The organism is Kitasatospora sp. NPDC058184 (assembly GCF_042883725.1).
In the GTDB taxonomy this organism is placed as follows: Bacteria; Actinomycetota; Actinomycetes; order Streptomycetales; family Streptomycetaceae; genus Kitasatospora.
The window spans coordinates 151844-174494 of the sequence record NZ_JBHVVE010000010.1 but is presented as its reverse complement, the minus strand read 5'-3'; the positions used below and the strand labels follow the sequence as shown (position 1 = coordinate 174494).

Sequence of the window (22651 nt, the reverse complement as noted above, 5' to 3'; positions counted from 1 at the left end):
CATGACCGACCGTCTCCCGCTGATGGCGGGCAACTGGAAGATGAACCTCAACCACCTTGAGGCCATCCAGCACACCCAGAAGCTGGCCTTCGCGCTGGCCGACAAGGACTACGCGGCCGTCGAGGTCGCCGTCCTGGTGCCGTTCACCGACCTGCGCTCGGTGCAGACCCTGGTCTTCGGCGACAAGCTGAAGATCAAGTACGGCTCGCAGGACATCTCGCAGCACGACGGCGGGGCCTACACCGGCGAGGTCTCCGGCCCGATGCTGGCCAAGCTCCAGTGCACCTACGCGGTGATCGGCCACTCCGAGCGCCGCCAGTACCACGGCGAGAACGAGGAGATCGTCAACGCCAAGGTGAAGGCCGCCTACCGCGCCGGGGTCACCCCGATCCTGTGCGTCGGCGAGCCGCTGGAGATCCGCAAGGCGGGCACCCACGTCGAGTACACCCTGGCCCAGCTGGACGGCGGCCTGGCCGACGTCCCGGCCCACCAGGCCGAGTCGATCGTGGTCGCCTACGAGCCGGTCTGGGCGATCGGCACCGGCGAGGTGGCCACCCCGGAGGACGCGCAGGAGGTCTGCGCCGCCATCCGCGGGCGGATCGCCGAGCTGTACGACGCCGAGCTGGCCGGCAAGGTCCGGGTGCTGTACGGCGGTTCGGTGAAGTCGTCGAGCGCGGCCGGCCTGATGGCCAAGCCCGACATCGACGGCGGCCTGGTCGGCGGTGCCTCGCTGGACGCCGACGAGTTCGTCAAGATCGTGCGCTACCGTGAGCAGGCAGTAGGCTAACGCCGCCGCAGCAACGTAGGCTTTGGGGCCGGACCGCCGTACGCGGCCCGGCCCCTTCGCCGAAGATACGAGAGAGTTGGTCCCGTCGTGGTTCTCGGGTTCTCGATTGCCCTGATCATCTTCAGTCTGCTGATGATCCTTCTGGTGCTGCTGCACAAGGGGAAGGGCGGCGGCCTGTCCGACATGTTCGGCGGTGGCTCGATGTCCACCGGCGGCGGTTCGGCGGTGGCCGAGCGCAACCTGGACCGCATCACCATCGTGGTCGGCCTGGGCTGGTTCGCCTCCATCATCGTCCTCGGCCTGCTGATGAAGTCCTCGGTCTGACGTAACCCTGACGCCCCGTCGCCCGAGCGCCTATCCTGGGACGGTCGGGTGCGGAGGCGGTGGTGGCGGAGGCTTAACTCCTGCTTACACTAGGACGACTTTCGCCACCGACGCGCACCGCGGCGGGTCGGCGCACCAGTACGCAGGGAGTCAGACCGTGGCAAGTGGCAATGCCATCCGTGGCAGCAGGGTCGGGGCCGGCCCGATGGGCGAGGCGGAGCGCGGCGAGTCCGCCCCGCGCAACCGGATCTCCTTCTGGTGCGCGAACAAGCACGAGACCCGTCCCAGCTTCGCGGCCGAAGCGGCGATCCCGGACACCTGGGACTGCCCGCGCTGCGGTTTCCCGGCCGGCCAGGACCAGCACAACCCGCCGGCGCCCTCGCGCAACGAGCCGTACAAGACCCACCTCGCCTACGTCCGCGAGCGGCGCACCGACGCCGACGGCGAGGCGATCCTGGCCGAGGCGCTGGCGAAGCTCCGCGGCGAGATCTGAGCGGAGCGCCGGAGCGGAACGCAGCGGTCCGGACAGAACAGCGCGAAGGGCGCCCCCGTCGGTGACGGTGGCGCCCTTCGGCGTTGCCGGATCCGGTCAGGCCGAGGCCGGCGGGTAGAGCTGCGGCGGGATCCGCTCCGCGGCGGCGCGGTCCAGCAGCCACAGGGTGCGGCTGCGGCCGTACGCGCCGGAGGCGGGCGCCTGGAGCTCGCCGGGGCCGGACAGGGCCAGCGCGACCGCGCCCGCCTTGTCCTCGCCGGCGGCCAGCAGCCAGACCTCGCGGGCGGTGCGGATCGCCGGGAGGGTGAGCGAGACCCGGGTCGGCGGGGGCTTGGGGGCCCCGCGCACGCCGACCACGGTCAGCTCGGTCTCCCGGACGCCCGGGTGCTCGGGGAAGAGCGAGGCGATGTGGGTGTCCGGGCCGACGCCGAGCAGCAGCACGTCGAAGGCCGGGACGCCGAGCCGGTCGCCCGGCCCGGCCGCCTTCGCCAGCTCCTCGGCGTAGCGGGCGGCGGCGGCCTCCACGTCCGAGCCGTCCACCCCGTCCGAGGCGGGCATCTCGTGCACCCGCGCCGGGTCGAGCGGGACGGCGTCCAGCAGCTCGGCGCGGGCCTGGACGGCGTTGCGCTCGGGGTCGGCGGCGGGCAGGAAGCGCTCGTCGCCCCACCAGAGGTCCAGCCGGCCCCAGTCGACCGCGTCGCGCGCCGGGGAGGCGGCGATCGCGGCCAGCAGGGCGTTGCCGTTGCGCCCGCCGGTGAGCACCACCGAGGCGCTGCCGCGGGCGGCCTGGGCGTCCACGATCCGGGTGATCAGCCGGGCCGCGGCCGCCTGGGCCATCAGCTCCTTGTCCCGGTGGACGACCAGCTGCGGGGTCGCGTTGGTCATGCGCCGTCCTTGCCGGTGCGCTTGCCGGCGGCCTTGCGGGCGGGCTTCTTCTCCGCCGTCCCGGCGGTCACCCGCTCGGGGTTGGCCACGGCCTGCTCCACGGCCGCCTCGGCGGCCTCCTCGACGGCCTCCTCCGCGACCTCGCGGGCGACCTGCTCGGCCGCCGCGGTCTCGGCGTTGGACGGCTCGTGCAGCCGGTCGACGGGCGTGCGCACGGCCGTCGCGTAGATGTCGTCCGGGTCCAGGCGGCGCAGCTCCTCGGCGATCAGCTCCGAGGTCTCGCGCCGCTTGAGCGCCACCTGGCGGTCCGGCGAGCCGGGCATGGAGAGCGTGCCCAGCAGGCCGTCCGGGCGGTCCAGGGTGATGTCCCCGTCCTTGGTGCGCAGGTGCACCGCGGTGATGCCGGGGCCGTTGGTGACGACCCGCTCGACGGGCACCTGGAGCCGGTTGGTCAGCCAGAGGCCGAGCAGCTCGACGCTGGGGTTGTAGGACTCGCCCTCGACCACCGCGGAGACGATCGTGGACGGACGCTGGTCCAGCGCGGCGGCCAGCATCGAGCGCCAGCCGGTGACCCGGGTCCAGGCCAGGTCGGTGTCGCCCGGGGTGTAGCTCTGCGCGCGCTGGGCGAGCTGGCCGACCGGGGACTCGGCGGTGACGGCGTCGGTGATCCGGCGCTGGGCGATCGAGCCCAGCGGGTCCTGCGCCGGGTGGTGCGGAGCGTTGTCCGGCCACCAGACCACGGTCGGGGCGTCCGGCAGCAGCAGTGGCAGGACCACCGACTGGGCGTGCGCGGCGAGTTCGCCGTGCATCCGCAGGACGACCGTCTCGCCGGAGCCGGCGTCGGAGCCGACCAGGATCTCGGCGTCCAGCCGGGTCTCGGCGCGGGCCCGGGGCGAGCGCCCGGCGCGCTTGATCACCGCGAGGGTGCGCATCGGGTGCTCGCGGGAGGCGTCGTTGGCGGCCTTGAGGGCGTCGTAGGCGCTGCCCTCGTCGGTCACGATCACCAGGGTGAGCACCATGCCGGCGGCGCCCGAGCCGCGGGCCCGGCGCGCCTCCATCAGCGCGGCGTTGATCTTGCTGGACGTCGTGTTGGTGAGGTCGATCTTCATGGCCGGCGCCAGCTCCTGCCGTCTCGTGCGAGCATCTCGTCCGCCTCGACGGGACCCCAGGTCCCCGCCGCGTACTGGGCGGGCTTGCCGTGGGTGTCCCAGTACTTCTCGATCGGGTCGAGGATCTGCCAGGAGAGCTCGACCTCCTGGTGGCGCGGGAACAGGTTGGCGTCGCCGAGCAGCACGTCGAGGATGAGCCGCTCGTACGCCTCCGGGCTGGACTCGGTGAAGGACTCGCCGTAGGCGAAGTCCATCGTGACGTCCCGCACCTCGAAGGAGGTGCCCGGCACCTTGGAGCCGAACCGCACCGTCACGCCCTCGTCCGGCTGGACCCGGATGACCAGGGCGTTCTGCCCCAGCTCCTCGGTCGCGTAGGAGTCGAAGGGCAGGTACGGGGCGCGCTGGAAGACGACCGCGATCTCGGTGACCCGGCGGCCCAGGCGCTTGCCGGTGCGCAGGTAGAACGGGACGCCCGCCCAGCGGCGGTTGTTGATCTCCAGCTTGATGGCCGCGTAGGTGTCGGTCTTGGAGTCGGGGTCGATGCCGTCCTCGTCCAGGTAGCCGACGACCTCCTCGCCGCCCTGCCAGCCGGCCGCGTACTGGCCGCGCACGGTGTGCCGGCCGAGGTCGGCCGGGAGCTTGACGGCGCTGAGCACCTTGAGCTTCTCGGCCACCAGCGCCTTCGGGTGGAAGGAGGCGGGCTCCTCGATGGCGGTGAGCGCCATCAGCTGGAGCAGGTGGTTCTGGATCACGTCACGGGCGGAGCCGATGCCGTCGTAGTAGCCGGCCCGGCCGCCGATGCCGATGTCCTCGGCCATGGTGATCTGCACGTGGTCGACGTACGACCGGTTCCAGATCGGCTCGAACATCTGGTTGGCGAAGCGCAGCGCCAGGATGTTCTGGACCGTCTCCTTGCCCAGGTAGTGGTCGATCCGGAAGACCTCGTCCCGGGGGAAGACCTCGTGGACGACCTTGTTGAGCTCCTGAGCGCTCTCCAGGTCGTGGCCGAAGGGCTTCTCGATGACCGCGCGGCGCCAGGAGCCCTGCGGCGGGTCGGCCAGGCCGTGCTTCTTGAGCTGCTGGACGACCGTCGGGAAGAACTTCGGCGGGACGGACAGGTAGAAGGCGAAGTTGCCGCCGGTGCCCTGGGCCTTGTCCAGCTCCTCGATGGTCTCGCGCAGCTTGTCGAAGGCCTCGTCGTCGTCGAAGGTTCCGTGGACGAACCGCATGCCCTTGGCGAGCTGCTGCCAGACCTCCTCCCGGAACGGGGTGCGGGCGTGGTCCCGGACGGCGTCGTGGACCTCCTTGGCGAAGTCCTCGTCGTCCCACTCGCGGCGGGCGAAGCCGACGAGGGAGAAGCCCGGCGGAAGCAGACCGCGGTTGGCCAGGTCGTAGATGGCCGGCATCAGCTTCTTGCGGGACAGGTCGCCGGTGACCCCGAAGATGACCAGACCGGACGGCCCCGCGATGCGCGGGAGCCGTCGGTCGGAGGGGTCACGAAGCGGGTTGACGGGGGCGGGCGGGAGGTCGTCCGCGTCCGATTCCGGAGTCAACTCGGGGAAATCAGTGCTCACTTGATGGGCTCCGCTTTCGTGCGCTGGCTGTGAGCAGGGGTCACTTCTCGTCGGCGAAGGAGGCGAGCGAGGCGGTGACGGTGTCGAGCAGCTCGTTCCAGGACTGCTCGAACTTCTCGACGCCCTCGTCCTCCAGGAGCTGGACGACGTCGTCGTAGTCCACGCCGGCGGCGGCGATCGCGTCCAGCACGGCCTTGGCGTCGGCGTAGTTGGGGACGATCGTGTTGCCGGTGACCACGCCGTGGTCGCCGGTGGCCTCCAGGGTGGCCTCGGGCATCGTGTTGACGGTGCCGGGGGCGACCAGCTCGGTGACGTACAGGGTGTCCGGCAGGGCCGGGTCCTTGACGCCGGTGGAGGCCCACAGCGGGCGCTGCGGCTTGGCGCCGGCGGCCTCCAGGGCGGACCAGCGGGCGCTGCCGGCGGTCTTGCCGTCGACGCTGCCGAAGACCTCCTCGTACGCCTGGTAGGCGAGGCGGGCGTTGGCCAGCGCGGCCTTGGAGCGCAGGTCCTTCGCCTCGCCGCCGATCTTGTCCAGGCGCTTGTCGATCTCGGTGTCCACGCGGGAGACGAAGAAGGAGGCGACCGACTCGATCTGGGAGAGGTCCAGGCCCTTGGCCTTGGCGGTCTCCAGGCCGGTCAGGTAGGCGTCGATGACGGCCTTGTAGCGCTCCAGCGAGAAGATCAGCGTGACGTTGACGCTGATGCCCTTGCCGATGACCTCGGCGATCGCGGGCAGGCCGGCCTTGGTGGCGGGGATCTTGATGAAGACGTTCGGGCGGTCGACCAGCCACCACAGCTGCTTGGCCTCGGCCACGGTGGTGGCGGTCTCGTGCGCCAGGCGCGGGTCGACCTCGATGGAGACCCGGCCGTCGCGGCCGTTGGAGGCGTCGTAGACCGGGCGCAGCACGTCGGCCGCGTCGCGCACGTCCGAGGTGGTGATCATGCGGATCGCCTCGTCGGTGGTGACCTTGCGGACGGCGAGGTCGCGCAGCTGGCCGTCGTAGGAGTCGTCGCCGGAGCCGGCGATGGCCTTCTGGAAGATGGTCGGGTTGGTGGTCACGCCCACCACGTGCTTGTTCTGCACCAGTTCGGCCAGGTTGCCGGAGTTCAGCCGCTTGCGGCTGAGGTCGTCCAGCCAGATCGCAACGCCTTCGTCGCTGAGGCGCTTCAGTGCGTCAGTCATGGTGCTTCAGTCCCTTGTTCTTGCTTCGTGGGGTGGTCGGGAGGGGCCGCGTGCCCGCGTGCGGGCGGGCACGCGGCCCGGGGGCCGCTAGCGGTTGACGGCCTCGAGGGAGCGCAGGGCGTTGTGGGCCTCGGCCACCACGCGCTCGGTGGTGATGCCGAACTCCTCGAACAGCACCTTGTAGTCGGCGGAGGCGCCGAAGTGCTCCAGCGAGACGATCCGGCCGTGGTCGCCGACCAGCTCGCGCCAGCCCTGGGCGATGCCGGCCTCGACCGAGACGCGGGCCTTGACCGACGGCGGCAGCACGCTGTCGCGGTAGGCCTGGTCCTGCTCCTGGAACCACTCGAAGGACGGCAGCGAGACCACCCGGGTGGCGATGCCCTCGGCCTCCAGCGCCTCACGGGCCTGGACGGCCAGCTGGACCTCGGAGCCGGTGCCGAGCAGGATCACCTGCGGGTCGCCGGTGGAGGCCTCGGCCAGGATGTAGCCGCCCTTCGCGGTGCCCTCGGCGGAGCCGAAGACCTCGCGGTCGAAGGTCGGGACGCCCTGGCGGGTCAGCGCCAGGCCGACCGGGCCGGGGTGGCTGGTGTGGCGCTCGACGATGGTGCGCCAGGCGACGGCGGTCTCGTTGGCGTCGGCCGGGCGGACCATGGCCAGGCCCGGGATGGCGCGCAGCGAGGCCATGTGCTCGACCGGCTGGTGGGTCGGGCCGTCCTCGCCGAGGCCGATCGAGTCGTGCGTCCAGACGTAGGTGACCGGCAGCTTCATCAGCGCGGCCAGGCGGACGGCCGGGCGCATGTAGTCGGCGAAGACCAGGAAGGTGCCGCCGTAGACCCGGGTCTTCCCGTGCAGGGCGATGCCGTTCATGGTCGAGCCCATGGCGTGCTCGCGGATGCCGAAGTGGATCGTCCGGCCGTACGGGCTCGCCGACTTCAGCGGGTTGCCCTCGGGCAGGAAGGAGCTGTCCTCGTCGATGGTGGTGAGGTTGGACTCGGCGAGGTCGGCCGAGCCGCCCCACAGCTCCGGGATCACCGCGCCGATCGCCTTGAGGGTGTCGCCGGAGGCCTTGCGGGTGGCGACGTCCTTGCCGGCCGGGAAGGACGGGACGGCCTTCTTCCAGCCCTCGGGCAGCTCGCCGGCCTCGATGCGGTCGAACTCGGCCGCGCGGTGCGGGTTGGCGGCGCGCCAGGCCTCGAAGCCCTGCTGCCACTGGTCGCGGGCGGCCTTGCCGCGCTTGATGACCTGGCGGGCGTGCCCGATGACCTGGTCGCTGACCTCGAAGGTCTTCTCCGGGTCGAAGCCCAGGACCTTCTTGGTGGCGGCGATCTCGGCGGCGCCGAGCGCGGAGCCGTGGGCCTTGGCGGTGTTCTGGGCGTCCGGGGCCGGCCAGGCGATGATCGTCCGCATCGCGATCATCGACGGGCGGGAGGTCTCGGCCTTGGCCGCGGCCAGCGCCTCGGCCAGGGCGGCCACGTCGATGTCGCCGTTGGACTTCGGGGTGACGCGCTGGACGTGCCAGCCGTACGCCTCGTAGCGCTTGAGGACGTCCTCGGAGAAGGCGGTCTCGGTGTCGCCCTCGATCGAGATGTGGTTGTCGTCGTAGACGGCGACCAGGTTGCCCAGCTTCTGGTGGCCCGCCAGCGACGAGGCCTCGGCGGAGATGCCCTCCTCCAGGTCGCCGTCGGAGACGATCGCCCAGACCGTGTGGTCGAAGGGGGACTCGCCGGCCGGGGCCTCCGGGTCGAACAGGCCGCGCTCGTAGCGGGCGGCCATCGCCATGCCGACCGCGTTGGCGATGCCCTGGCCCAGCGGGCCGGTGGTGGTCTCCACACCCGCGGTGTGGCCGTGCTCGGGGTGGCCGGGGGTACGGCTGCCCGCGACGCGGAAGGCCTTCAGGTCGTCCAGCTCCAGGCCGTAGCCGGCGAGGTAGAGCTGGGTGTAGAGCGTCAGGCTGGTGTGGCCGGGGGAGAGGACGAAGCGGTCGCGTCCGACCCAGGACGGGTCGGTCGGGTCGTGGCGCAGGAACCGCTGGAAGATCAGGTACGCGGCCGGGGCCAGCGACATGGCCGTCCCGGGGTGTCCGTTACCGACCTTCTGGACAGCGTCCATGGCCAGGACGCGCGCCGTGTCAACGGTGCGCTCATCCAGATCGGTCCACTCGAATGCGTTCGTCGGCGCAGTGCTCACCCTGTCTCAGGGCTCCTTCCATTGTGAAGAGTGACCCCGTGAATGGGGACCGGGTCGGCCACGGCGCTGTGGTCCCGACGCTGGGTGGTGCCGGTCACGGAGGGTAGATCCCGCTTCTGTCCGCGAGCCTACCGTCCGGGGTGCGGCTCACCCTCCGTGCTGGGACAACCGGCAATTCCGCATGCAGATTCCCACTGGAGCGGTGCGGATGGATTTGTCCCAGACTCTCCCGGTTCGCGCCGTCGCGCCGCTCCGGTGGTCAGGACGGGCTAGCGGACCCGCCGGAGGCGCTCGACGGCCCCGCCCGGGCGGTTCACCCGGGGGTGTGCGTTCCGCCTCGCCGGGGGACCCCGGAGCCGGATGGGATATATGGAACGTCTATGGTGTCGTGGTACGCGCAGAGCGGACGATTCGGGACCCTTCGTTCCTGTGGACGCCTGCGAAGATTCATCTTCAGTTGGGGTGTTAGTGACCGCCGTCGAAACCCGTCCCGCCGGGGTCACCGGGGCGACTCCTGCGCACCGGCCGTTCGGGGCCCGTGTCGGCGCGTTCGTCGCATTGACCAAGCCGCGGATCATCGAGCTGCTGCTGATGAGCACCGTGCCGGTGATGTTCCTGGCCCAGCAGGGCGTGCCGAACATGCTGTTGGTGCTGAAGGTCGTCGTCGGCGGCTACCTCTCGGCCGGCGGCGCCAACGCCCTCAACATGTACATCGACCGCGACATCGACGCGGTCATGTCGCGCACCGAGCGGCGTCCGATCGTCACCGGGATGGTGTCGCCGCGCGAGGCGCTGGTGTTCGGCATCGTCCTCGCCGTCGTCTCGACGCTTCTGCTGGGCTTCGGGGTCAACTGGCTGTCGGCCTGGCTGGCGCTCGGCGCGCTGCTGTTCTACGTGTTCGTCTACACGCTGGGGCTCAAGCGGCGCACCTCGCAGAACATCGTCTGGGGCGGCATCGCCGGCTGCATGCCCGTCCTGATCGGCTGGTCCTCGGTGACCAACTCGGTGTCCTGGGCCGCGGTGATGCTGTTCCTGGTCGTGTTCTTCTGGACGCCGCCGCACACCTGGGTGCTGTCGATGAAGGTCCGCGACGACTACGAGCGGGCCGGCGTGCCGATGCTGCCGGTCGTCAAGGGCAACGTGGCCGTCGGCAAGCAGGTCGTCGCCTACTCCTGGGTGATGGTGGCGGTCTCGCTGGCGGTCTGGCCGCTGGGCCACATGAGCTGGCTGTACCCGGTCGCCGCGGTGCTGCTGGGCGGGGCCTGGCTGCGCGAGGCGCACGCGCTGTACGGGCGGGCCAAGGCCGGGATCGTGGGCGCGAAGCTCAAGGAGATGCGGCTGTTCCACTGGTCGATCACCTACCTGTCGCTGCTGATGGTGGTCTGCGCGATCGACCCGTTCGTGAAGTAGAGGCTTACGAAGCAGAGGCTTACGCGAAGAGCCCCGGTCCAGGCGGACCGGGGCTCTTCGCGTTCTCAGCGGGCGGGCAGCTCGGAGGGGCCGACGTGGCCGTCCAGCCAGTCCCGCAGCGGCTGGGAGGCGTGCAGGAAGCCGGCGATCCGGGTGTGGGCGGCGCGGGTGCCCAGCCACTTCGCGGGCTCCCACTCCTGCCAGGCCACCAGGCCCTTGTGGCGCAGCAGCCCGATCCGGGGGTGGTCCTTGGGGTAGCCGCGCGGGGCCGACTTGAGGGAGTCCCGGCCCACGACCAGCGGGCCCTGCTGCTCCACCCGGGCGATCACCCGCTCCAGCTCCGCGCCGGTGACGTCCTCCGCGACGGCGGCGCGGTAGCGCTCCAGCTGGTCGGGGGCGAGCTGGTAGAGGCCGTTGCCGCAGGCCAGTCCGTCGGCGGAGAGCTGGATGTAGCCGCCGCTCTCCAGATGGGCGCCGATGTGGGTCTTGTACGGGGACTTGTCGGCGCTGAACCGGACGTCGCGGTTGGGCCGGAAGATCTTCCCCGGCCCGAACTCCGGCTCCAGCTCGGCGAGCAGCAGCTCCATCGGGGCCCGGACGACGCCGTCGTAGACGTCCTTGTGGGCCTGCCAGAAGGTCTTGGAGTTGTCGGCTTCCAGGTGCTCGTAGAAGTCGAGCGCCTCGGCCGGCCAGCCGGAGAAGGTCACCCCTCCAGTATGTGGCCCGGTGCACAGGGCGCTCCCGTCGCCAGCGGCGCTACCGGTGGGTAGCATGCGGGACATGAGCAGCGCAGAGACCGCCACCGCCGCGCCGGACGCCCGCACCGAGCGCCGCGCCAAGCGCATCGCCAAGCACCTCACCAGCTTCGCCCGCGAGCACGGGGGCGGCGACGCCGTCGTCGAGTACGTCGGCTCCGTGGCCACCCGCATCGTGGTCGTCGGCGCGGACGGCGCCTGGGGCGACCAGGTGGCCCCCAGCTACGCCGTGGGCAAGCGCGCCGCCGAGCTGGCCGGGCTGACCCTGCACGACGACTTCGAGGGCGAGCTGGGCCTCAAGGTCAAGACCGGCGCGTACGAGTGGAAGCGGATGGCCGGCATCCAGATCTGACCGCATCCCGGTACGACGAACGGCCCGGTCCCCCCACGCGGGGGAGCCGGGCCGTCGGCGTGTGCGCGGTCAGACCGAGGCGGGCTGCGGGGTCTGGGCGGGGAGCTGGTCGGTGACCGCCTCGGCCCCGCGGGTGCGCAGGGCGAGGGGGACGCGCAGGGCGGCGATCCAGGTCAGTGCCGCGAGGAGCATGTGGAGGCCGACCATCAGCTCGGGGGCGTCGGTGAAGTACTGGATGAAGCCCAGGACGCCCTGGAGGAGGAGGACGGCCAGCAGCTCCTTGGTGCGGGACCTGGCCGCCTGGGGGGCCTTCACGGCGGCGAGGACGAAGATCACCGCGATGGCCAGGCCCACGGACACGAACGCGAAGTCGGCGTGGAACTGGGCGAGGCGGTCGTAGTCGATCGGGATGCGCGGGACGATCTTGTTGTCCTTGGGCGTGCCGGGGTGGTGGCCGGCGCCGGTCACCAGGGTGCCGGCCGCGACGAGCAGGCCGATCACGGTGACCAGGACGTAGGACAGCTGGTGGACCGGGCGGGGCACCACGAGCGTCGGCGGGCCGTCGCCCTCCTTGGACCGCTCCCACATCAGCAGCGCGACCCAGACCAGGGCCATCGCGGCGATCATGTGCAGCGCCACGGTGTACGGGTTGAGGCCGGTCAGCACGGTGATGCCGCCGAGCACGGCGTTGCTCATCACCAGCCAGAACTGGGCCCAGCCGAGCCGGGTCATGCTGTGCCGCCAGGGCCGGTGGCAGCGGGCGGCCAGGATGGCCCAGCCGACGGCGGCGCTCAGCACGTAGGTGAGCATCCGGTTGGTGAACTCGACGATGCCGTGGAAGCCCATCTCGGCGGTGGGCGTCAGGCTCTCGTCGGTGCACCGGGGCCAGGTCGTACAGCCGAGGCCGGAGGCGGTGAGGCGGACGGCGCCGCCGGTGACGACGATCACCACGCTCATCACCAGCGCGGCGAACGTGGCACGCCGGACCATCTCGGCGGATGGCTGCCAGCGCTCGGCGAGCAGGGAGAAGGGATTAGGCACGCGGTCAATCGTAGGCGGCCTTACAGGCGATCTTGGGGCGGGGCACGGGCCGCGCGGCGGTGTGGCGCGGGTGGTGCGGCGGGAGGCGGCGGAGCCGGCGGGCGGCGACACGCTGGGGTGCGACACGCGGACAAACCGGGGTGGTTCGGTCAAGGAGGTTATTGGTCTTGACCAATCACCCGTTTGGCCGAAAGAGTGCGGATTGGTCCATACCTTTTTGAGGACCCCTCCCCCCATCTACGCCCGCACGCAAGCGGAGACCTGCACATGCGCATACCCATTTCCGCCGCCGCGCTCGCGGTAGGCGGCTCGCTCGCACTGGCCGGGCTCGTCGCGCCGGCCGCCCAGGCCGTCGGCACCGACCAGGAGTGCCGCAGCCTCGGGGTCGCCAACCTCTACGGCGAGTTCATCGAGGGCGACGACACCCACACCCCCGACGCCGAGGGCGCGGTCGCGGTCGGCGGCAACGCCGACTTCACCGGCGGCTTCTCGGTCGGCCAGGAGCTCACCCAGGCCCAGGTCGACGCGCTGCCGGGCAAGAACGCCCTGGTCGTGGCCGGCAAGCTCACCGGCCACAACACCCAGGTGATGAAGGGCAACGGCGTCTTCGGCTCCAAGGCCGACGGCGCGGTGGCCCAGGCCCACGCCGGCACCGTCAACCAGGGCCCCTCGCCGATCGACTTCAAGGCCGAGTTCGCCAAGCTGCGCGCCGCCGCCACCTCGCTGGCCGCCGTCCCGCAGACGGCCGGCGCCACCGTCCAGGCCGAGGGCGGCAAGCTGACGCTCACCGGCGGCGACGCGAAGTACAACAGCTTCACCGTCGACGCGGCGAAGCTGCAGGGCGCCAAGGACGTCTACCTCAAGGTGCCGGCCGGCTCGGTGACGGTGGTCAACGTGACCGGCGGCTCGTACGACATGGCGGCGGCCGGGACCACCGGCTTCCACCTGTGGGACGAGGGCAAGAAGGCCTTCGTGCTGGACGACAAGCTCCAGAGCGCGGCGGGCGGGGCGATCCGGTCCAGGCTGCTCTGGAACTTCCCGACCGCCACCAAGGTGGTCAAGAACAGCCAGGCCGCCTGGGCCGGCACCGTGCTCGCGCCGAACGCCGCCTTCGACCTCGGCAGCGGCGGCCCGGTCAACGGCTCGGTGATCGCCGCCTCGCTGACCGGCAAGGGCGGTGCCGAGACGCACCACTACCCCTTCACCGGCTGCCTGCCGGGCACCACCGTCCCGACGCCGTCCGGCACCCCGACGGTGCCGCCGACCGTCCCGCCGACCGTGCCGAGCGGCTCGCCGTCGGCCACGCCGAGCGCGTCGACCGCCCCGAGCGGTTCGGCGAGCCCCTCGGGCGGCCCGTCCGCGTCGACGAGCGGCAAGCCCAGTGCGAGCGGCAGCCCGTCGGCCGGCGGCTCGACGGCCGCTCCGGCGGCCTCGGGCTCCGCCCAGCCGGACGCCGGGGGCAACCTGGCGCACACCGGCTCCGGTCCGGTGCTGCCGCTGGCGATCGGCGGTGCGGTCGTGCTCGCGGCCGGCGGCGGGATCGTGGTGGCCGCCCGGCGCAAGGCGGCCCGGAAGGCCTGAACCGGCTGAGCCCGGCGATCCGGCCGGGAACGCCGGAACGCGGGAGCGTCGGAGGCACGGGAGCGTCGGAAAGAACGGAAAGGTCGGAAACGACGGAAAGGCCGGAATGGCCCGGCGTTCGTCGGCTGACCGAATCGGAGCCCTCGGTGATTGAACCTGATCACCGGGGGCTCCGTTCTTCCCTGAAGTGGCGAAGTCCATTCAGGTTTGCCGAATCCGCGTTCTGCGAGGTGACGGCTGTGATGGGCTGGCCCAAGCACATCGGAAGACGGACGGACAGTCGATATCCGGTCGTGCGGCGGGGTGTGGCGGGGTGCGGGAGTGCCGGTAGAGTCCCCCGGACAGTCGTAGCGGGCCACCGCGTACCACTCAACACGCCTGCTGCGCACGACCGTTCGGAGGGGAACAAAGTAATGGCGCGACAGCAGCGGCACTTCGCGATCGGCGCGACGGCACTCGCCGGCACGGCTGCGGCCGGTTTTCTCCTGCCTCTGGCACTGGCCACCAATGCCTCGGCGCACGTGCCGAGTTGGTCGGTGACCTGCGACAAGATCGTGATCGATCTGATCAACTACAGCCCCAAGGCCGACGTGAAGAACACCGTCAGCCTCACCATCGACGGCGAGAAGGTCCTGGACGCCAAGGCCTTCCCCGCGGAGTTCCACGGCTCCTTCCCGGTGAAGGACCACGATGCCCCGATCAAGGCGAACCTGGTGGTCACCACCACGGAGAACCCGAACGAGAAGGGCTGGAACATCAACGAGACCAAGACCATCGAGCCGTGCCACACGCCGACTCCGACCCCGACCCCCACCAAGACCCCGACCCCGACTCCCACCCCGACGCCGACCGTGACCCCGAGCACCCCGCCGCCGGTCACGACGCCCCCGGCCACCCCGACCCCGTCGGTGACCCACACCCCGAGCAAGACCCCGACCCCGTCGCCCTCCGCCAGCGCGCCGGCGCTCGCCCAGACCGGTAGCAGCGACGCGACCCCGATGATCGCGGCGGCCGGCGGCGGCGTGCTGCTGGTCGGCGGCGCGCTCGTGCTGCTCGCCCGCAAGCGCCGTGGCGGCAGCGAGAGCTGACGCCCGGTCAGTCGACAACGGCAACGCCCCCCGGCCGCCAAGTGGCCGGGGGGCGTTGTGCGTTGCCGTCGCCGGTCACTCCCAGCGGAAGAAGCGGGCGGCCGCGGCCAGGCCGAGCACCGACCAGCCGGCCAGGATGCCGAGGTCCGCCCACGGCACCCCGGCGCCGGCCTGGAGCACCGACCGCAGGCCGTCCGAGAGCGCCGAGATCGGCAGCAGCTCCAGCACCGGGCGCACCGCGTCGGGGAACCTGCCCAGCGGCACGATCACCCCGCCGGCGAGCAGCAGCAGGATGAACACCAGGTTGGCGCCGGCCAGGGTGGCCTCGGCCTTCAGGGTGCCGGCCATCAGCAGGCCGAGCCCGGAGAAGGCGGCGGTGCCGAGGACCAGCAGCGCGGCGACCGTCAGCGGGTTGCCGTGCGGGGACCAGCCGAGGGCCAGGGCGATCACCGACAGCAGCGCGACCTGCAGCGCCTCCGTCACCAGGACGCAGCCGGTCTTGGCGGTCAGCAGCGCCCAGCGCGGCAGCGGGCTGGCGCCGAGCCGCTTCAGCACGCCGTAGCGGCGCTCGAAGCCGGTGGCGATGGCCTGGCCGGTGAAGGCGGTGGACATCACGGCCAGCGCGAGCAGGCCGGGGGCCAGGAAGTCGACCCGCTTGCCGGGGCCCTCGACCGCGACGATGTCCACGGCGGAGAACAGCACCAGCAGGACGGTCGGGATGACCACGGTGAGCAGCAGCTGCTCGCCGTTGCGCAGCAGCATCCGGGTCTCGAACGCCGTCTGGGCGAGCAGCATCCGGCCGACGGGAGCGGGGCCCGGTTTGGGGGAGTAGTCCGTCGTGGCGGCGCTCATGGTTGCCTCACTGCGTTCGCTCATGAGCGGAGCTCCCGTCCGGTCAGGTCGAGGAAGACGTCCTCCAGGCTGCGGCGCTGGACGGACAGCCGTTCGGGCAGGATGCCGGAGGCCGCGCACCAGCCGGTGACGGCGGCCACCAGCTGCGGATCGACGGGCGCCTCGACGCGGTAGTTGCCGGGGGCGGTCTCGGTGGCGGTGGCGCCCTCGGGCAGCTCCTTGAGCAGCGGGCCGAGGTCGAGCCCGGGCGGGCCGTCGAAGTGCAGCGTGCTCTCGGCGCCGCCGCGGCACAGCTCCTCGGTGGTGCCGTCGGCGATCACCCTGCCGCGGTCGACGATGGCGACCCGGTCGGCGAGTTGCTCGGCCTCGTCCATGTGGTGGGTGGTGACGACCACGGTGACGCCGTCCCGGCGCAGGTCGCGCACCAGTTCCCAGGTGGCCCGGCGGGCCTGCGGGTCGAGGCCGGCGGTGGGCTCGTCCAGGAAGACCAGCTCGGGGCGGCCGACCACGGCCATCGCCAGGGCGAGCCGCTGCTGCTGGCCGCCGGACAGCCGGCGGTAGGTGGTGCGGCCGCAGGAGCCGAGGCCGAGGCGTTCGACCAGGGCGTCCACGTCCAGCGGGTGGGCGTGCAGCTTGGCGGTGTGCCGCAGCATCTCGACGGCGCGCGCGCCCGCGTACACGCCGCCGGACTGCAACATGACGCCGATCCGGGGCCGGAGCGCGGCGCCCTGGGTGACCGGGTCGAGGCCGAGGACGCGGACGGTGCCGCCGTCCGGACGGCGGTACCCCTCGCAGGTCTCGATGGTGGTGGTCTTGCCGGCGCCGTTGGGGCCGAGGACGGCGGTGATCGCGCCGGCCGGGATGGTGAGGTCGAGGCCGTCCACCGCGAGCTTGTCGTCGTAGCGTTTGACCAGCCCGGCGATCTGGACCGCGGGTTCGGAGTGCATACCGGCGAGTGTAAGAGGGCCTGACGCGCCGGCCGGACGGCGGCTCGGTGATCGTTTTCCCAGGTCAGGTAAGGCTAACCTGCGTGACAGATGACACCGGTGAGGCCTGGGTCACGGCTTGTCCCGGCGGAAGTAATTACGCAACACTGGTGTTGTGAAAAACATGCGCGAGCACGCCCAGCAGCGGGAGGCCGAGTCGGCCTCCTCCTGTGACGTGCCCGTGACGGCGGCCGAGGTGCTGCTGGAGGGCCACCGGGCCACCCGGGACCGGGTCGCGCGGTCGATCCTGGACCACGGCCCGTCCTCCGCCGCCGACCTGGCGAACCGGCTCGGCCTCACCGCCGCCGCCGTCCGCCGCCACCTCGACGGCCTGGTCGCCACCGGTCTGGTCGAGTCCCGCGAACAGCGGGTCTACGGCAGCCGCGGCCGGGGCCGTCCGGCCAAGGTCTTCGCCCTCACCGACGCCGGCCGGGACGCCTTCTACCAGGCGTACGACCAGCTCGCCGCCGACGCGCTGCGCTGGATCGCGGACTCGGTGGGCGGCGGCAAGGCGGGCGAGGAGGCGGTCGCCGCCTTCGCCCGCGCCCGGTTCGGCAAGCAGGCCGAGAAGTACCTGGAGGCCCTGCGCCTGGCCGCCGCCGGAGAGCGCCCCGAGGCGCTGGCCCAGGCGCTCAGCGCGGACGGGTACGCTGCCACGGTGCGGCGTGTCCCGTCGGCCGCGGCCAAGGCCCCGGCGGGCGCCCAGCTCTGCCAGCACCACTGCCCGGTCGCGCACATCGCCGAGCAGTTCCCGCAGCTCTGCGAGGCGGAGACCGAGGTCTTCTCCCAGCTCCTGGGCACCCATGTGCAACGGCTGGCCACGATCGCCCACGGCGACGGGGTCTGCACCACCTATGTGCCGGCACCCGGTGCCGCATCGTCGTCCGCCCAGCCCCCGGCGGGACGCGGCTCCGATGCGATGCCGACTGCCAGTACATGAAAAATTCCGTGTCCACCGAAGATTCAGCGTCCGCGCGTTAGGAAGCTCGCATGACTGACACCGTTTCGCACCCCGAGCTCGAAGGCCTCGGCAATTACGAGTACGGCTGGGCCGACCCGGACACCGCCGGTGCCGCGGCCAAGCGCGGGCTCAGCGAGGACGTCGTCCGCGACATCTCGGCGAAGAAGAACGAGTCCGAGTGGATGCTGAACCTGCGGCTCAAGGGCCTGAAGCTGTTCGGCAAGAAGCCCATGCCGACCTGGGGCTCCGACCTCACCGGCATCGACTTCGACAACATCAAGTACTTCGTCCGCTCCACCGAGAAGCAGGCCGAGTCCTGGGAGGACCTGCCGGCGGACATCAAGGCGACGTACGACAAGCTCGGCATCCCGGAGGCGGAGAAGCAGCGCCTGGTCGCCGGCGTCGCCGCCCAGTACGAGTCCGAGGTCGTCTACCACCAGATCCGCGAGGACCTGGAGGAGCAGGGCGTCATCTTCCTGGACACCGACACCGCGCTGCGCGAGCACCCGGAGATCTTCAAGGAGTACTTCGGCACGGTGATCCCGGCCGGCGACAACAAGTTCGCCGCGCTGAACACGGCCGTCTGGTCCGGCGGCTCGTTCATCTACGTGCCGAAGGGCGTGCACGTCGACATCCCGCTGCAGGCCTACTTCCGGATCAACACCGAGAACATGGGCCAGTTCGAGCGGACGCTGATCATCGTCGACGAGGACGCCTACGTCCACTACGTCGAGGGCTGCACCGCCCCGATCTACTCCTCCGACTCGCTGCACTCGGCGGTCGTGGAGATCATCGTCAAGAAGGGCGGCCGCTGCCGCTACACGACCATCCAGAACTGGTCGAACAACGTCTACAACCTGGTCACCAAGCGTGCCGTGGCGTACGAGGGCGCGACCATGGAGTGGGTCGACGGCAACATCGGCTCCAAGGTCACCATGAAGTACCCGGCCGTCTACCTGATGGGCGAGCACGCCAAGGGCGAGACCCTCTCGATCGCCTTCGCGGGCGAGGGCCAGCACCAGGACGCCGGCGCCAAGATGGTGCACATGGCGCCGAACACCTCGTCCAACATCGTCTCCAAGTCGGTGGCGCGCGGCGGCGGCCGGACCTCCTACCGCGGTCTGATCGAGATCGGCGAGGGCTCCAAGGGCGCCAAGTCCAACGTGCTGTGCGACGCGCTGCTGGTGGACACCATCTCCCGCTCGGACACCTACCCGTACGTGGACGTCCGCGAGGACGACGTGTCCATGGGCCACGAGGCGACCGTCTCCAAGGTCAGCGAGGACCAGCTCTTCTACCTGATGAGCCGCGGCATGACCGAGTTCGAGGCGATGGCGATGATCGTCCGTGGCTTCGTCGAGCCGATCGCGCGCGAGCTGCCGATGGAGTACGCGCTGGAGCTCAACCGGCTGATCGAGCTGCAGATGGAGGGCTCGGTCGGCTGACCTCCGGCCGCCGCCGTCCACTCATTTCCGAGGAAGAGAGCACTACGAACAGCCATGGCTGAGCAGAACACCACCGGCTCCACCACCGCCGGTTCGATCGAGGTCGGCACGGCCGGCGCGGGCGCGCAGCTCGCCGGCCCCGGCACCGGCCGCACCACGGTCCAGCAGCCGATCGACGCGCGCGTCGCGGTCAAGCCGTCCTTCGACGTGAACGACTTCCCGGTGCCCACCGGCCGCGAGGAGGACTGGCGGTTCACCCCGCTGCACCGCCTCGGCGGGCTGCACGACGGCACCGCCGCCGCTGCCGAGCGCGGCGAGGACAAGGTCGAGTTCACGCTGCCGGACGGCGTCACCGCCGAGACCGTCGGCCGGGACGACGCCCGCCTGGGCAAGGCCGGCAAGCCGGTCGACCGGGTCGCCGCGCAGGCGTTCAGCGCCTTCGACCAGGCCCTGGTCGTCACCGTCCCCAAGGAGTCGGTGCTGGCCGAGCCGGTCCGGATCGACGTGCGCGGCGAGGGCGGGGTCCGCTTCGCCCACGTGGTGATCGACGTCAAGCCGTTCGCCGAGGCCGTCGTGGTGCTCAACCACGCGGGCACCGGGACCCGGGCCGCCAACGTCGAGCTGCTGGTCGGCGAGGGCGCCAAGCTCACCTTCGTCTCCGTCCAGGACTGGGACCGCGACGCCGTCCACGTCGCCCAGCACAACGCGCTGGTCGGCCGGGACGCCTCCTACAAGTCCGTGGTCGTCACCTTCGGCGGCGACCTGGTCCGGCTGCACCCGCGGGTCAACTACGCCGGCCCCGGCGGCGAGGCCGAGCTGTTCGGCCTCTACTTCGCCGACGCCGGCCAGCACCTGGAGCACCGCCTGGTCGTCGACCACGACACGCCGCACTGCCGGTCGAACGTGGCGTACAAGGGCGCGCTCCAGGGCCAGGACGCCCACGCGGTCTGGGTCGGCGACGTGCTGATCCGCGCCGCCGCGCTCGGCACCGACACCTACGAGCTCAACCGGAACCTGGTGCTCACCGACGGCGCCCGGGTCGACTCGATCCCGAACCTGGAGATCGAGACCGGCGAGATCGTCGGCGCCGGCCACGCCTCGGCGACCGGCCGCTTCGACGACGAGCAGCTGTTCTACCTGCAGGCCCGCGGCATCCCGGCCGACGAGGCCCGCCGCCTGGTGGTGCGCGGCTTCTTCGCCGAGCTGCTCCAGCAGATCGGCGTGGCCGAGGTCCAGGACCAGCTCATGGAGAAGATCGACGCCGAGCTGGAATCGGCGGTCTGAGCCCGATGACCTTCCTCCGTGCCTGCGCGCTGAGCGACCTCCAGGAGGACGTTCCCAAGCGCGTGGACCTCAACGGCGTGCCGGTCTCCGTCGTCCGCACCGACGAGGGGGTGTTCGCGATCAACGACACCTGCTCGCACGCGAACGTCTCGCTCTCCGAGGGCGAGGTCGAGGACTGCATGATCGAGTGCTGGCTGCACGGCTCCAGCTTCGACCTGCGCACCGGCAAGCCGTCCGGCCTGCCCGCCACCAAGCCGGTCGCTGTCTACCCCGTAAAGATCGAAGGGGACGATGTGCTCGTCTCCGTCAACCAGGAGTCCTGAGTACACATGGCAACCCTTGAAATCCGCGACCTGCACGTCTCCGTGGACGCCGAGAACGGCCCGCGCGAGATCCTGAAGGGCGTGGACCTGACCGTGAAGCAGGGCGAGACCCACGCCATCATGGGTCCGAACGGCTCGGGCAAGTCCACCCTCGCCTACTCGCTGGCCGGCCACCCCAAGTACACCGTCACCGGCGGCTCGGTGCTGCTCGACGGCGAGGACGTCCTGGAGATGTCCGTCGACGAGCGCGCCAAGGCCGGCGTCTTCCTGGCCATGCAGTACCCCGTCGAGGTCCCGGGCGTCTCGGTCTCCAACTTCCTGCGCACCGCCGCCACCGCCGTCCGCGGCGAGGCCCCCAAGCTGCGGCTGTGGGTGAAGGAGGTCAAGGAGGCGATGGCCGCCCTCCAGATGGACCCGGCCTTCGCCGAGCGCAACGTCAACGAGGGCTTCTCCGGCGGTGAGAAGAAGCGCCACGAGATCCTCCAGCTGGAGCTGCTCAAGCCGAAGATCGCGATCCTCGACGAGACCGACTCCGGCCTGGACGTCGACGCGCTGCGGATCGTCTCCGAGGGCATCAACCGGGTCCGCTCGACCGGCGAGGTCGGCACCCTGCTGGTGACCCACTACACCCGCATCCTGCGGTACATCAAGCCCGACTACGTCCACGTCTTCGCGGGCGGCCGCATCGTCGAGTCCGGCGGCGCCGAGCTGGCCGACAAGCTGGAGAACGAGGGCTACGAGGCGTATGTGAAGGGGGGCGCGTCCGAGTGACGCATCCGTTCGCGGGACTGCTCGACACCGACGCGATCCGCAAGGACTTCCCGGTCCTCCAGCGGGTGCTGCACGACGACAAGCCGCTGGTCTACCTGGACAACGCGGCGACCTCGCAGAAGCCGCGCCAGGTGCTGGAGGCGCTGAACGCCTACTACGAGCGGCACAACGCCAACGTCCACCGCGGCGTGCACGTGCTCGCCGAGGAGGCCACGGCGCTGTACGAGGGCGCCCGGGACAAGGTCGCGGCGTTCGTCAACGCGCCGAGCCGCAACGAGGTGATCTTCACCAAGAACGCCTCGGAGTCGCTCAACCTCGTTGCCAACATGCTGGCCTGGGCCGACGAGCCGTACCGGGTGGACGCCGACTCCGAGATCGTCATCACGGAGATGGAGCACCACTCCAACATCGTCCCGTGGCAGCTGCTCTCGCAGCGCAGCGGTGCGAAGCTCAAGTGGTTCGGGCTGACCGACGAGGGCCGGCTCGACCTGTCGAACATCGACGAGCTGATCACCGAGAAGACCAAGGTGGTCTCCTTCACCCTGGTCTCCAACCTGCTCGGCACCGTCAACCCGGTCGAGACGATCGTCCGCAAGGCCCAGTCGGTCGGCGCGCTGGTCGTCATCGACGCCTCGCAGGCCGCGCCGCACATGGTGCTCGACGTGCAGGCGCTGGAGGCCGACTTCGTCGCCTTCACCGGGCACAAGATGCTGGCCCCGACCGGCATCGGCGTGCTCTGGGGCCGCCAGGAGCTGCTGGAGGACCTCCCGCCGTTCCTCGGCGGCGGCGAGATGATCGAGACCGTCACCATGGGCTCGTCCACCTACGCCCCGGCGCCCCACAAGTTCGAGGCCGGCACCCCGCCGATCGCCCAGGCGGTCGGACTCGGCGCGGCCATCGACTACCTCCAGGGCATCGGCATGGAGAAGATCGCGGCGCACGAGCACGCGATCACCGAGTACGCCGTCGAGCGGCTGCTGGAGGTCCCGGACCTGCGGATCATCGGCCCGCGCACGGCCGTGGACCGCGGCGCCGCGATCTCCTTCACCCTCGGCGACATCCACCCGCACGACGTGGGCCAGGTGCTGGACGAGCAGGGCATCGCCGTGCGCGTCGGCCACCACTGCGCGCGGCCGGTGTGCCTGCGGTACGGAATTCCGGCGACCACGCGGGCGTCGTTCTATCTGTACTCGACGCCGGGCGAGGTCGACGCGCTGATCGACGGCCTGCACCACGTCCGGAACTTCTTCGGCTGAGGGA

Annotated in this window: 22 protein-coding genes; 13 read left to right on the top strand and 9 right to left on the bottom strand. The window is 71.2% G+C overall.

The window, feature by feature from the left end:
• The first annotated feature begins 1 nt into the window (after nt 1).
• From tpiA to ACFVXH_RS20925, 3 genes are all read left to right on the top strand, one after another.
• The gene (tpiA, locus tag ACFVXH_RS20935; protein ID WP_049649614.1) at nt 2–787 is read left to right on the top strand and encodes a triose-phosphate isomerase; all 786 of its coding nucleotides are present in this window, start codon (nt 2–4) and stop codon (nt 785–787) included.
• An 87-nt stretch (nt 788–874) separates the two neighbouring features.
• Complete coding sequence (secG, locus tag ACFVXH_RS20930; RefSeq protein WP_049649615.1) at nt 875–1111, top strand: preprotein translocase subunit SecG; 237 nt, start codon at nt 875–877, stop codon at nt 1109–1111.
• 205 nt (nt 1112–1316) lie between these two features.
• Nucleotides 1317–1604, top strand: a complete 288-nt coding sequence (locus tag ACFVXH_RS20925) for an RNA polymerase-binding protein RbpA (RefSeq protein WP_030238413.1) — start codon at nt 1317–1319, stop codon at nt 1602–1604.
• A gap of 96 nt (nt 1605–1700) precedes the next feature.
• Here the strand turns inward: ACFVXH_RS20925 and pgl are convergent, their stop codons facing one another.
• The 5 genes from pgl to tkt form a co-directional block, all read right to left on the bottom strand.
• Nucleotides 1701–2489 (bottom strand): 6-phosphogluconolactonase, encoded by a 789-nt coding sequence (gene pgl, locus ACFVXH_RS20920; protein WP_387825889.1) that lies wholly within the window; start codon nt 2487–2489, stop codon nt 1701–1703.
• The gene (opcA, locus tag ACFVXH_RS20915) at nt 2486–3598 is read right to left on the bottom strand and encodes a glucose-6-phosphate dehydrogenase assembly protein OpcA (RefSeq protein WP_049649617.1); all 1113 of its coding nucleotides are present in this window, start codon (nt 3596–3598) and stop codon (nt 2486–2488) included. Before opcA ends, pgl begins: the two co-directional genes overlap by 4 nt.
• Nucleotides 3595–5151 carry a glucose-6-phosphate dehydrogenase gene (gene zwf, locus ACFVXH_RS20910; protein ID WP_049649618.1) on the bottom strand — a complete coding sequence of 519 codons (1557 nt, stop codon included), beginning with the start codon at nt 5149–5151 and terminating at the stop codon, nt 3595–3597. The genes opcA and zwf overlap by 4 nt, the downstream gene beginning before the upstream one ends.
• A 61-nt stretch (nt 5152–5212) precedes the next feature.
• Entirely contained in the window at nt 5213–6355 is a 1143-nt protein-coding gene (gene tal, locus ACFVXH_RS20905) for a transaldolase (RefSeq protein ID WP_380744584.1), read from the bottom strand.
• An 87-nt stretch (nt 6356–6442) separates the two neighbouring features.
• Entirely contained in the window at nt 6443–8542 is a 2100-nt protein-coding gene (gene tkt, locus ACFVXH_RS20900; RefSeq protein WP_074001673.1) for a transketolase, read from the bottom strand.
• 462 nt (nt 8543–9004) lie between these two features.
• Between tkt and ACFVXH_RS20895 the strand changes: the two genes are divergently transcribed.
• A complete protein-coding gene (locus ACFVXH_RS20895) occupies nt 9005–9952 on the top strand; it encodes a heme o synthase (RefSeq protein WP_074001672.1) in 948 nt (315 codons plus the stop codon).
• A gap of 65 nt (nt 9953–10017) precedes the next feature.
• Here the strand turns inward: ACFVXH_RS20895 and ACFVXH_RS20890 are convergent, their stop codons facing one another.
• Nucleotides 10018–10659, bottom strand: coding sequence for a DUF2461 domain-containing protein (locus ACFVXH_RS20890; RefSeq protein ID WP_049649621.1), 642 nt, complete (start codon nt 10657–10659; stop codon nt 10018–10020).
• Between the two features lie 73 nt (nt 10660–10732).
• Here ACFVXH_RS20890 and ACFVXH_RS20885 point away from each other — a divergent pair, with 73 nt between their 5' ends.
• Nucleotides 10733–11059, top strand: coding sequence for a hypothetical protein (locus ACFVXH_RS20885; protein WP_053111946.1), 327 nt, complete (start codon nt 10733–10735; stop codon nt 11057–11059).
• A gap of 69 nt (nt 11060–11128) precedes the next feature.
• Here the strand turns inward: ACFVXH_RS20885 and ACFVXH_RS20880 are convergent, their stop codons facing one another.
• Nucleotides 11129–12109, bottom strand: a complete 981-nt coding sequence (locus ACFVXH_RS20880) for a heme A synthase (RefSeq protein WP_074002120.1) — start codon at nt 12107–12109, stop codon at nt 11129–11131.
• 258 nt (nt 12110–12367) lie between these two features.
• Between ACFVXH_RS20880 and ACFVXH_RS20875 the strand changes: the two genes are divergently transcribed.
• Both ACFVXH_RS20875 and ACFVXH_RS20870 read left to right on the top strand, forming a co-directional pair.
• Nucleotides 12368–13681, top strand: a complete 1314-nt coding sequence (locus ACFVXH_RS20875; RefSeq protein WP_387825883.1) for a choice-of-anchor A family protein — start codon at nt 12368–12370, stop codon at nt 13679–13681.
• 413 nt (nt 13682–14094) lie between these two features.
• Nucleotides 14095–14769, top strand: a complete 675-nt coding sequence (locus ACFVXH_RS20870) for an LAETG motif-containing sortase-dependent surface protein (RefSeq protein ID WP_181970706.1) — start codon at nt 14095–14097, stop codon at nt 14767–14769.
• Between the two features lie 75 nt (nt 14770–14844).
• On the opposite strand, the gene ACFVXH_RS20865 is transcribed toward ACFVXH_RS20870, so the two are convergent.
• Together ACFVXH_RS20865 and ACFVXH_RS20860 are read right to left on the bottom strand one after the other, a co-directional pair.
• Entirely contained in the window at nt 14845–15621 is a 777-nt protein-coding gene (locus ACFVXH_RS20865; protein ID WP_074001670.1) for an ABC transporter permease, read from the bottom strand.
• Nucleotides 15622–15641: 20 nt separating this feature from the next.
• Nucleotides 15642–16568 carry an ABC transporter ATP-binding protein gene (locus ACFVXH_RS20860; protein ID WP_387825880.1) on the bottom strand — a complete coding sequence of 309 codons (927 nt, stop codon included), beginning with the start codon at nt 16566–16568 and terminating at the stop codon, nt 15642–15644.
• Nucleotides 16569–16722: 154 nt separating this feature from the next.
• On the opposite strand from ACFVXH_RS20860, the gene ACFVXH_RS20855 reads away from it, so the two are divergent.
• The 6 genes from ACFVXH_RS20855 to ACFVXH_RS20830 are packed head-to-tail and all read left to right on the top strand — an operon-like array spanning nt 16723 to nt 22647.
• Nucleotides 16723–17547 carry a metalloregulator ArsR/SmtB family transcription factor gene (locus tag ACFVXH_RS20855; RefSeq protein WP_259316761.1) on the top strand — a complete coding sequence of 275 codons (825 nt, stop codon included), beginning with the start codon at nt 16723–16725 and terminating at the stop codon, nt 17545–17547.
• A gap of 50 nt (nt 17548–17597) precedes the next feature.
• A complete protein-coding gene (gene sufB, locus ACFVXH_RS20850; protein ID WP_387825877.1) occupies nt 17598–19013 on the top strand; it encodes a Fe-S cluster assembly protein SufB in 1416 nt (471 codons plus the stop codon).
• Between the two features lie 54 nt (nt 19014–19067).
• The gene (gene sufD, locus ACFVXH_RS20845; protein WP_387825874.1) at nt 19068–20297 is read left to right on the top strand and encodes a Fe-S cluster assembly protein SufD; all 1230 of its coding nucleotides are present in this window, start codon (nt 19068–19070) and stop codon (nt 20295–20297) included.
• 5 nt (nt 20298–20302) lie between these two features.
• Nucleotides 20303–20620 (top strand): bifunctional 3-phenylpropionate/cinnamic acid dioxygenase ferredoxin subunit, encoded by a 318-nt coding sequence (locus ACFVXH_RS20840; RefSeq protein ID WP_063349526.1) that lies wholly within the window; start codon nt 20303–20305, stop codon nt 20618–20620.
• A 6-nt stretch (nt 20621–20626) separates the two neighbouring features.
• Nucleotides 20627–21391, top strand: coding sequence for a Fe-S cluster assembly ATPase SufC (gene sufC, locus ACFVXH_RS20835; RefSeq protein ID WP_049650587.1), 765 nt, complete (start codon nt 20627–20629; stop codon nt 21389–21391).
• On the top strand, nt 21388–22647 hold the full coding sequence (locus ACFVXH_RS20830; protein ID WP_049650586.1) for a cysteine desulfurase: 1260 nt from the start codon (nt 21388–21390) through the stop codon (nt 22645–22647). The genes sufC and ACFVXH_RS20830 overlap by 4 nt, the downstream gene beginning before the upstream one ends.
• Nucleotides 22648–22651 lie beyond the last annotated feature (4 nt).

Bases quoted from the DNA above. Each gene is read 5' to 3' on its own strand.
- tpiA (WP_049649614.1), top strand. From the start codon at position 2: ATGACCGACCGTCTCCCGCTGATGGCGGGCAACTGGAAGATGAACCTC.
- ACFVXH_RS20925 (WP_030238413.1), top strand. From the start codon at position 1,317: ATGGGCGAGGCGGAGCGCGGCGAGTCCGCCCCGCGCAACCGGATCTCC.
- pgl (WP_387825889.1), bottom strand. From the start codon at position 2,489: ATGACCAACGCGACCCCGCAGCTGGTCGTCCACCGGGACAAGGAGCTG.
- opcA (WP_049649617.1), bottom strand. From the start codon at position 3,598: ATGAAGATCGACCTCACCAACACGACGTCCAGCAAGATCAACGCCGCG.
- tal (WP_380744584.1), bottom strand. From the start codon at position 6,355: ATGACTGACGCACTGAAGCGCCTCAGCGACGAAGGCGTTGCGATCTGG.
- ACFVXH_RS20885 (WP_053111946.1), top strand. From the start codon at position 10,733: ATGAGCAGCGCAGAGACCGCCACCGCCGCGCCGGACGCCCGCACCGAG.
- ACFVXH_RS20875 (WP_387825883.1), top strand. From the start codon at position 12,368: ATGCGCATACCCATTTCCGCCGCCGCGCTCGCGGTAGGCGGCTCGCTC.
- ACFVXH_RS20870 (WP_181970706.1), top strand. From the start codon at position 14,095: ATGGCGCGACAGCAGCGGCACTTCGCGATCGGCGCGACGGCACTCGCC.
- ACFVXH_RS20865 (WP_074001670.1), bottom strand. From the start codon at position 15,621: ATGAGCGCCGCCACGACGGACTACTCCCCCAAACCGGGCCCCGCTCCC.
- ACFVXH_RS20860 (WP_387825880.1), bottom strand. From the start codon at position 16,568: ATGCACTCCGAACCCGCGGTCCAGATCGCCGGGCTGGTCAAACGCTAC.
- sufB (WP_387825877.1), top strand. From the start codon at position 17,598: ATGACTGACACCGTTTCGCACCCCGAGCTCGAAGGCCTCGGCAATTAC.
- sufD (WP_387825874.1), top strand. From the start codon at position 19,068: ATGGCTGAGCAGAACACCACCGGCTCCACCACCGCCGGTTCGATCGAG.
- ACFVXH_RS20840 (WP_063349526.1), top strand. From the start codon at position 20,303: ATGACCTTCCTCCGTGCCTGCGCGCTGAGCGACCTCCAGGAGGACGTT.
- sufC (WP_049650587.1), top strand. From the start codon at position 20,627: ATGGCAACCCTTGAAATCCGCGACCTGCACGTCTCCGTGGACGCCGAG.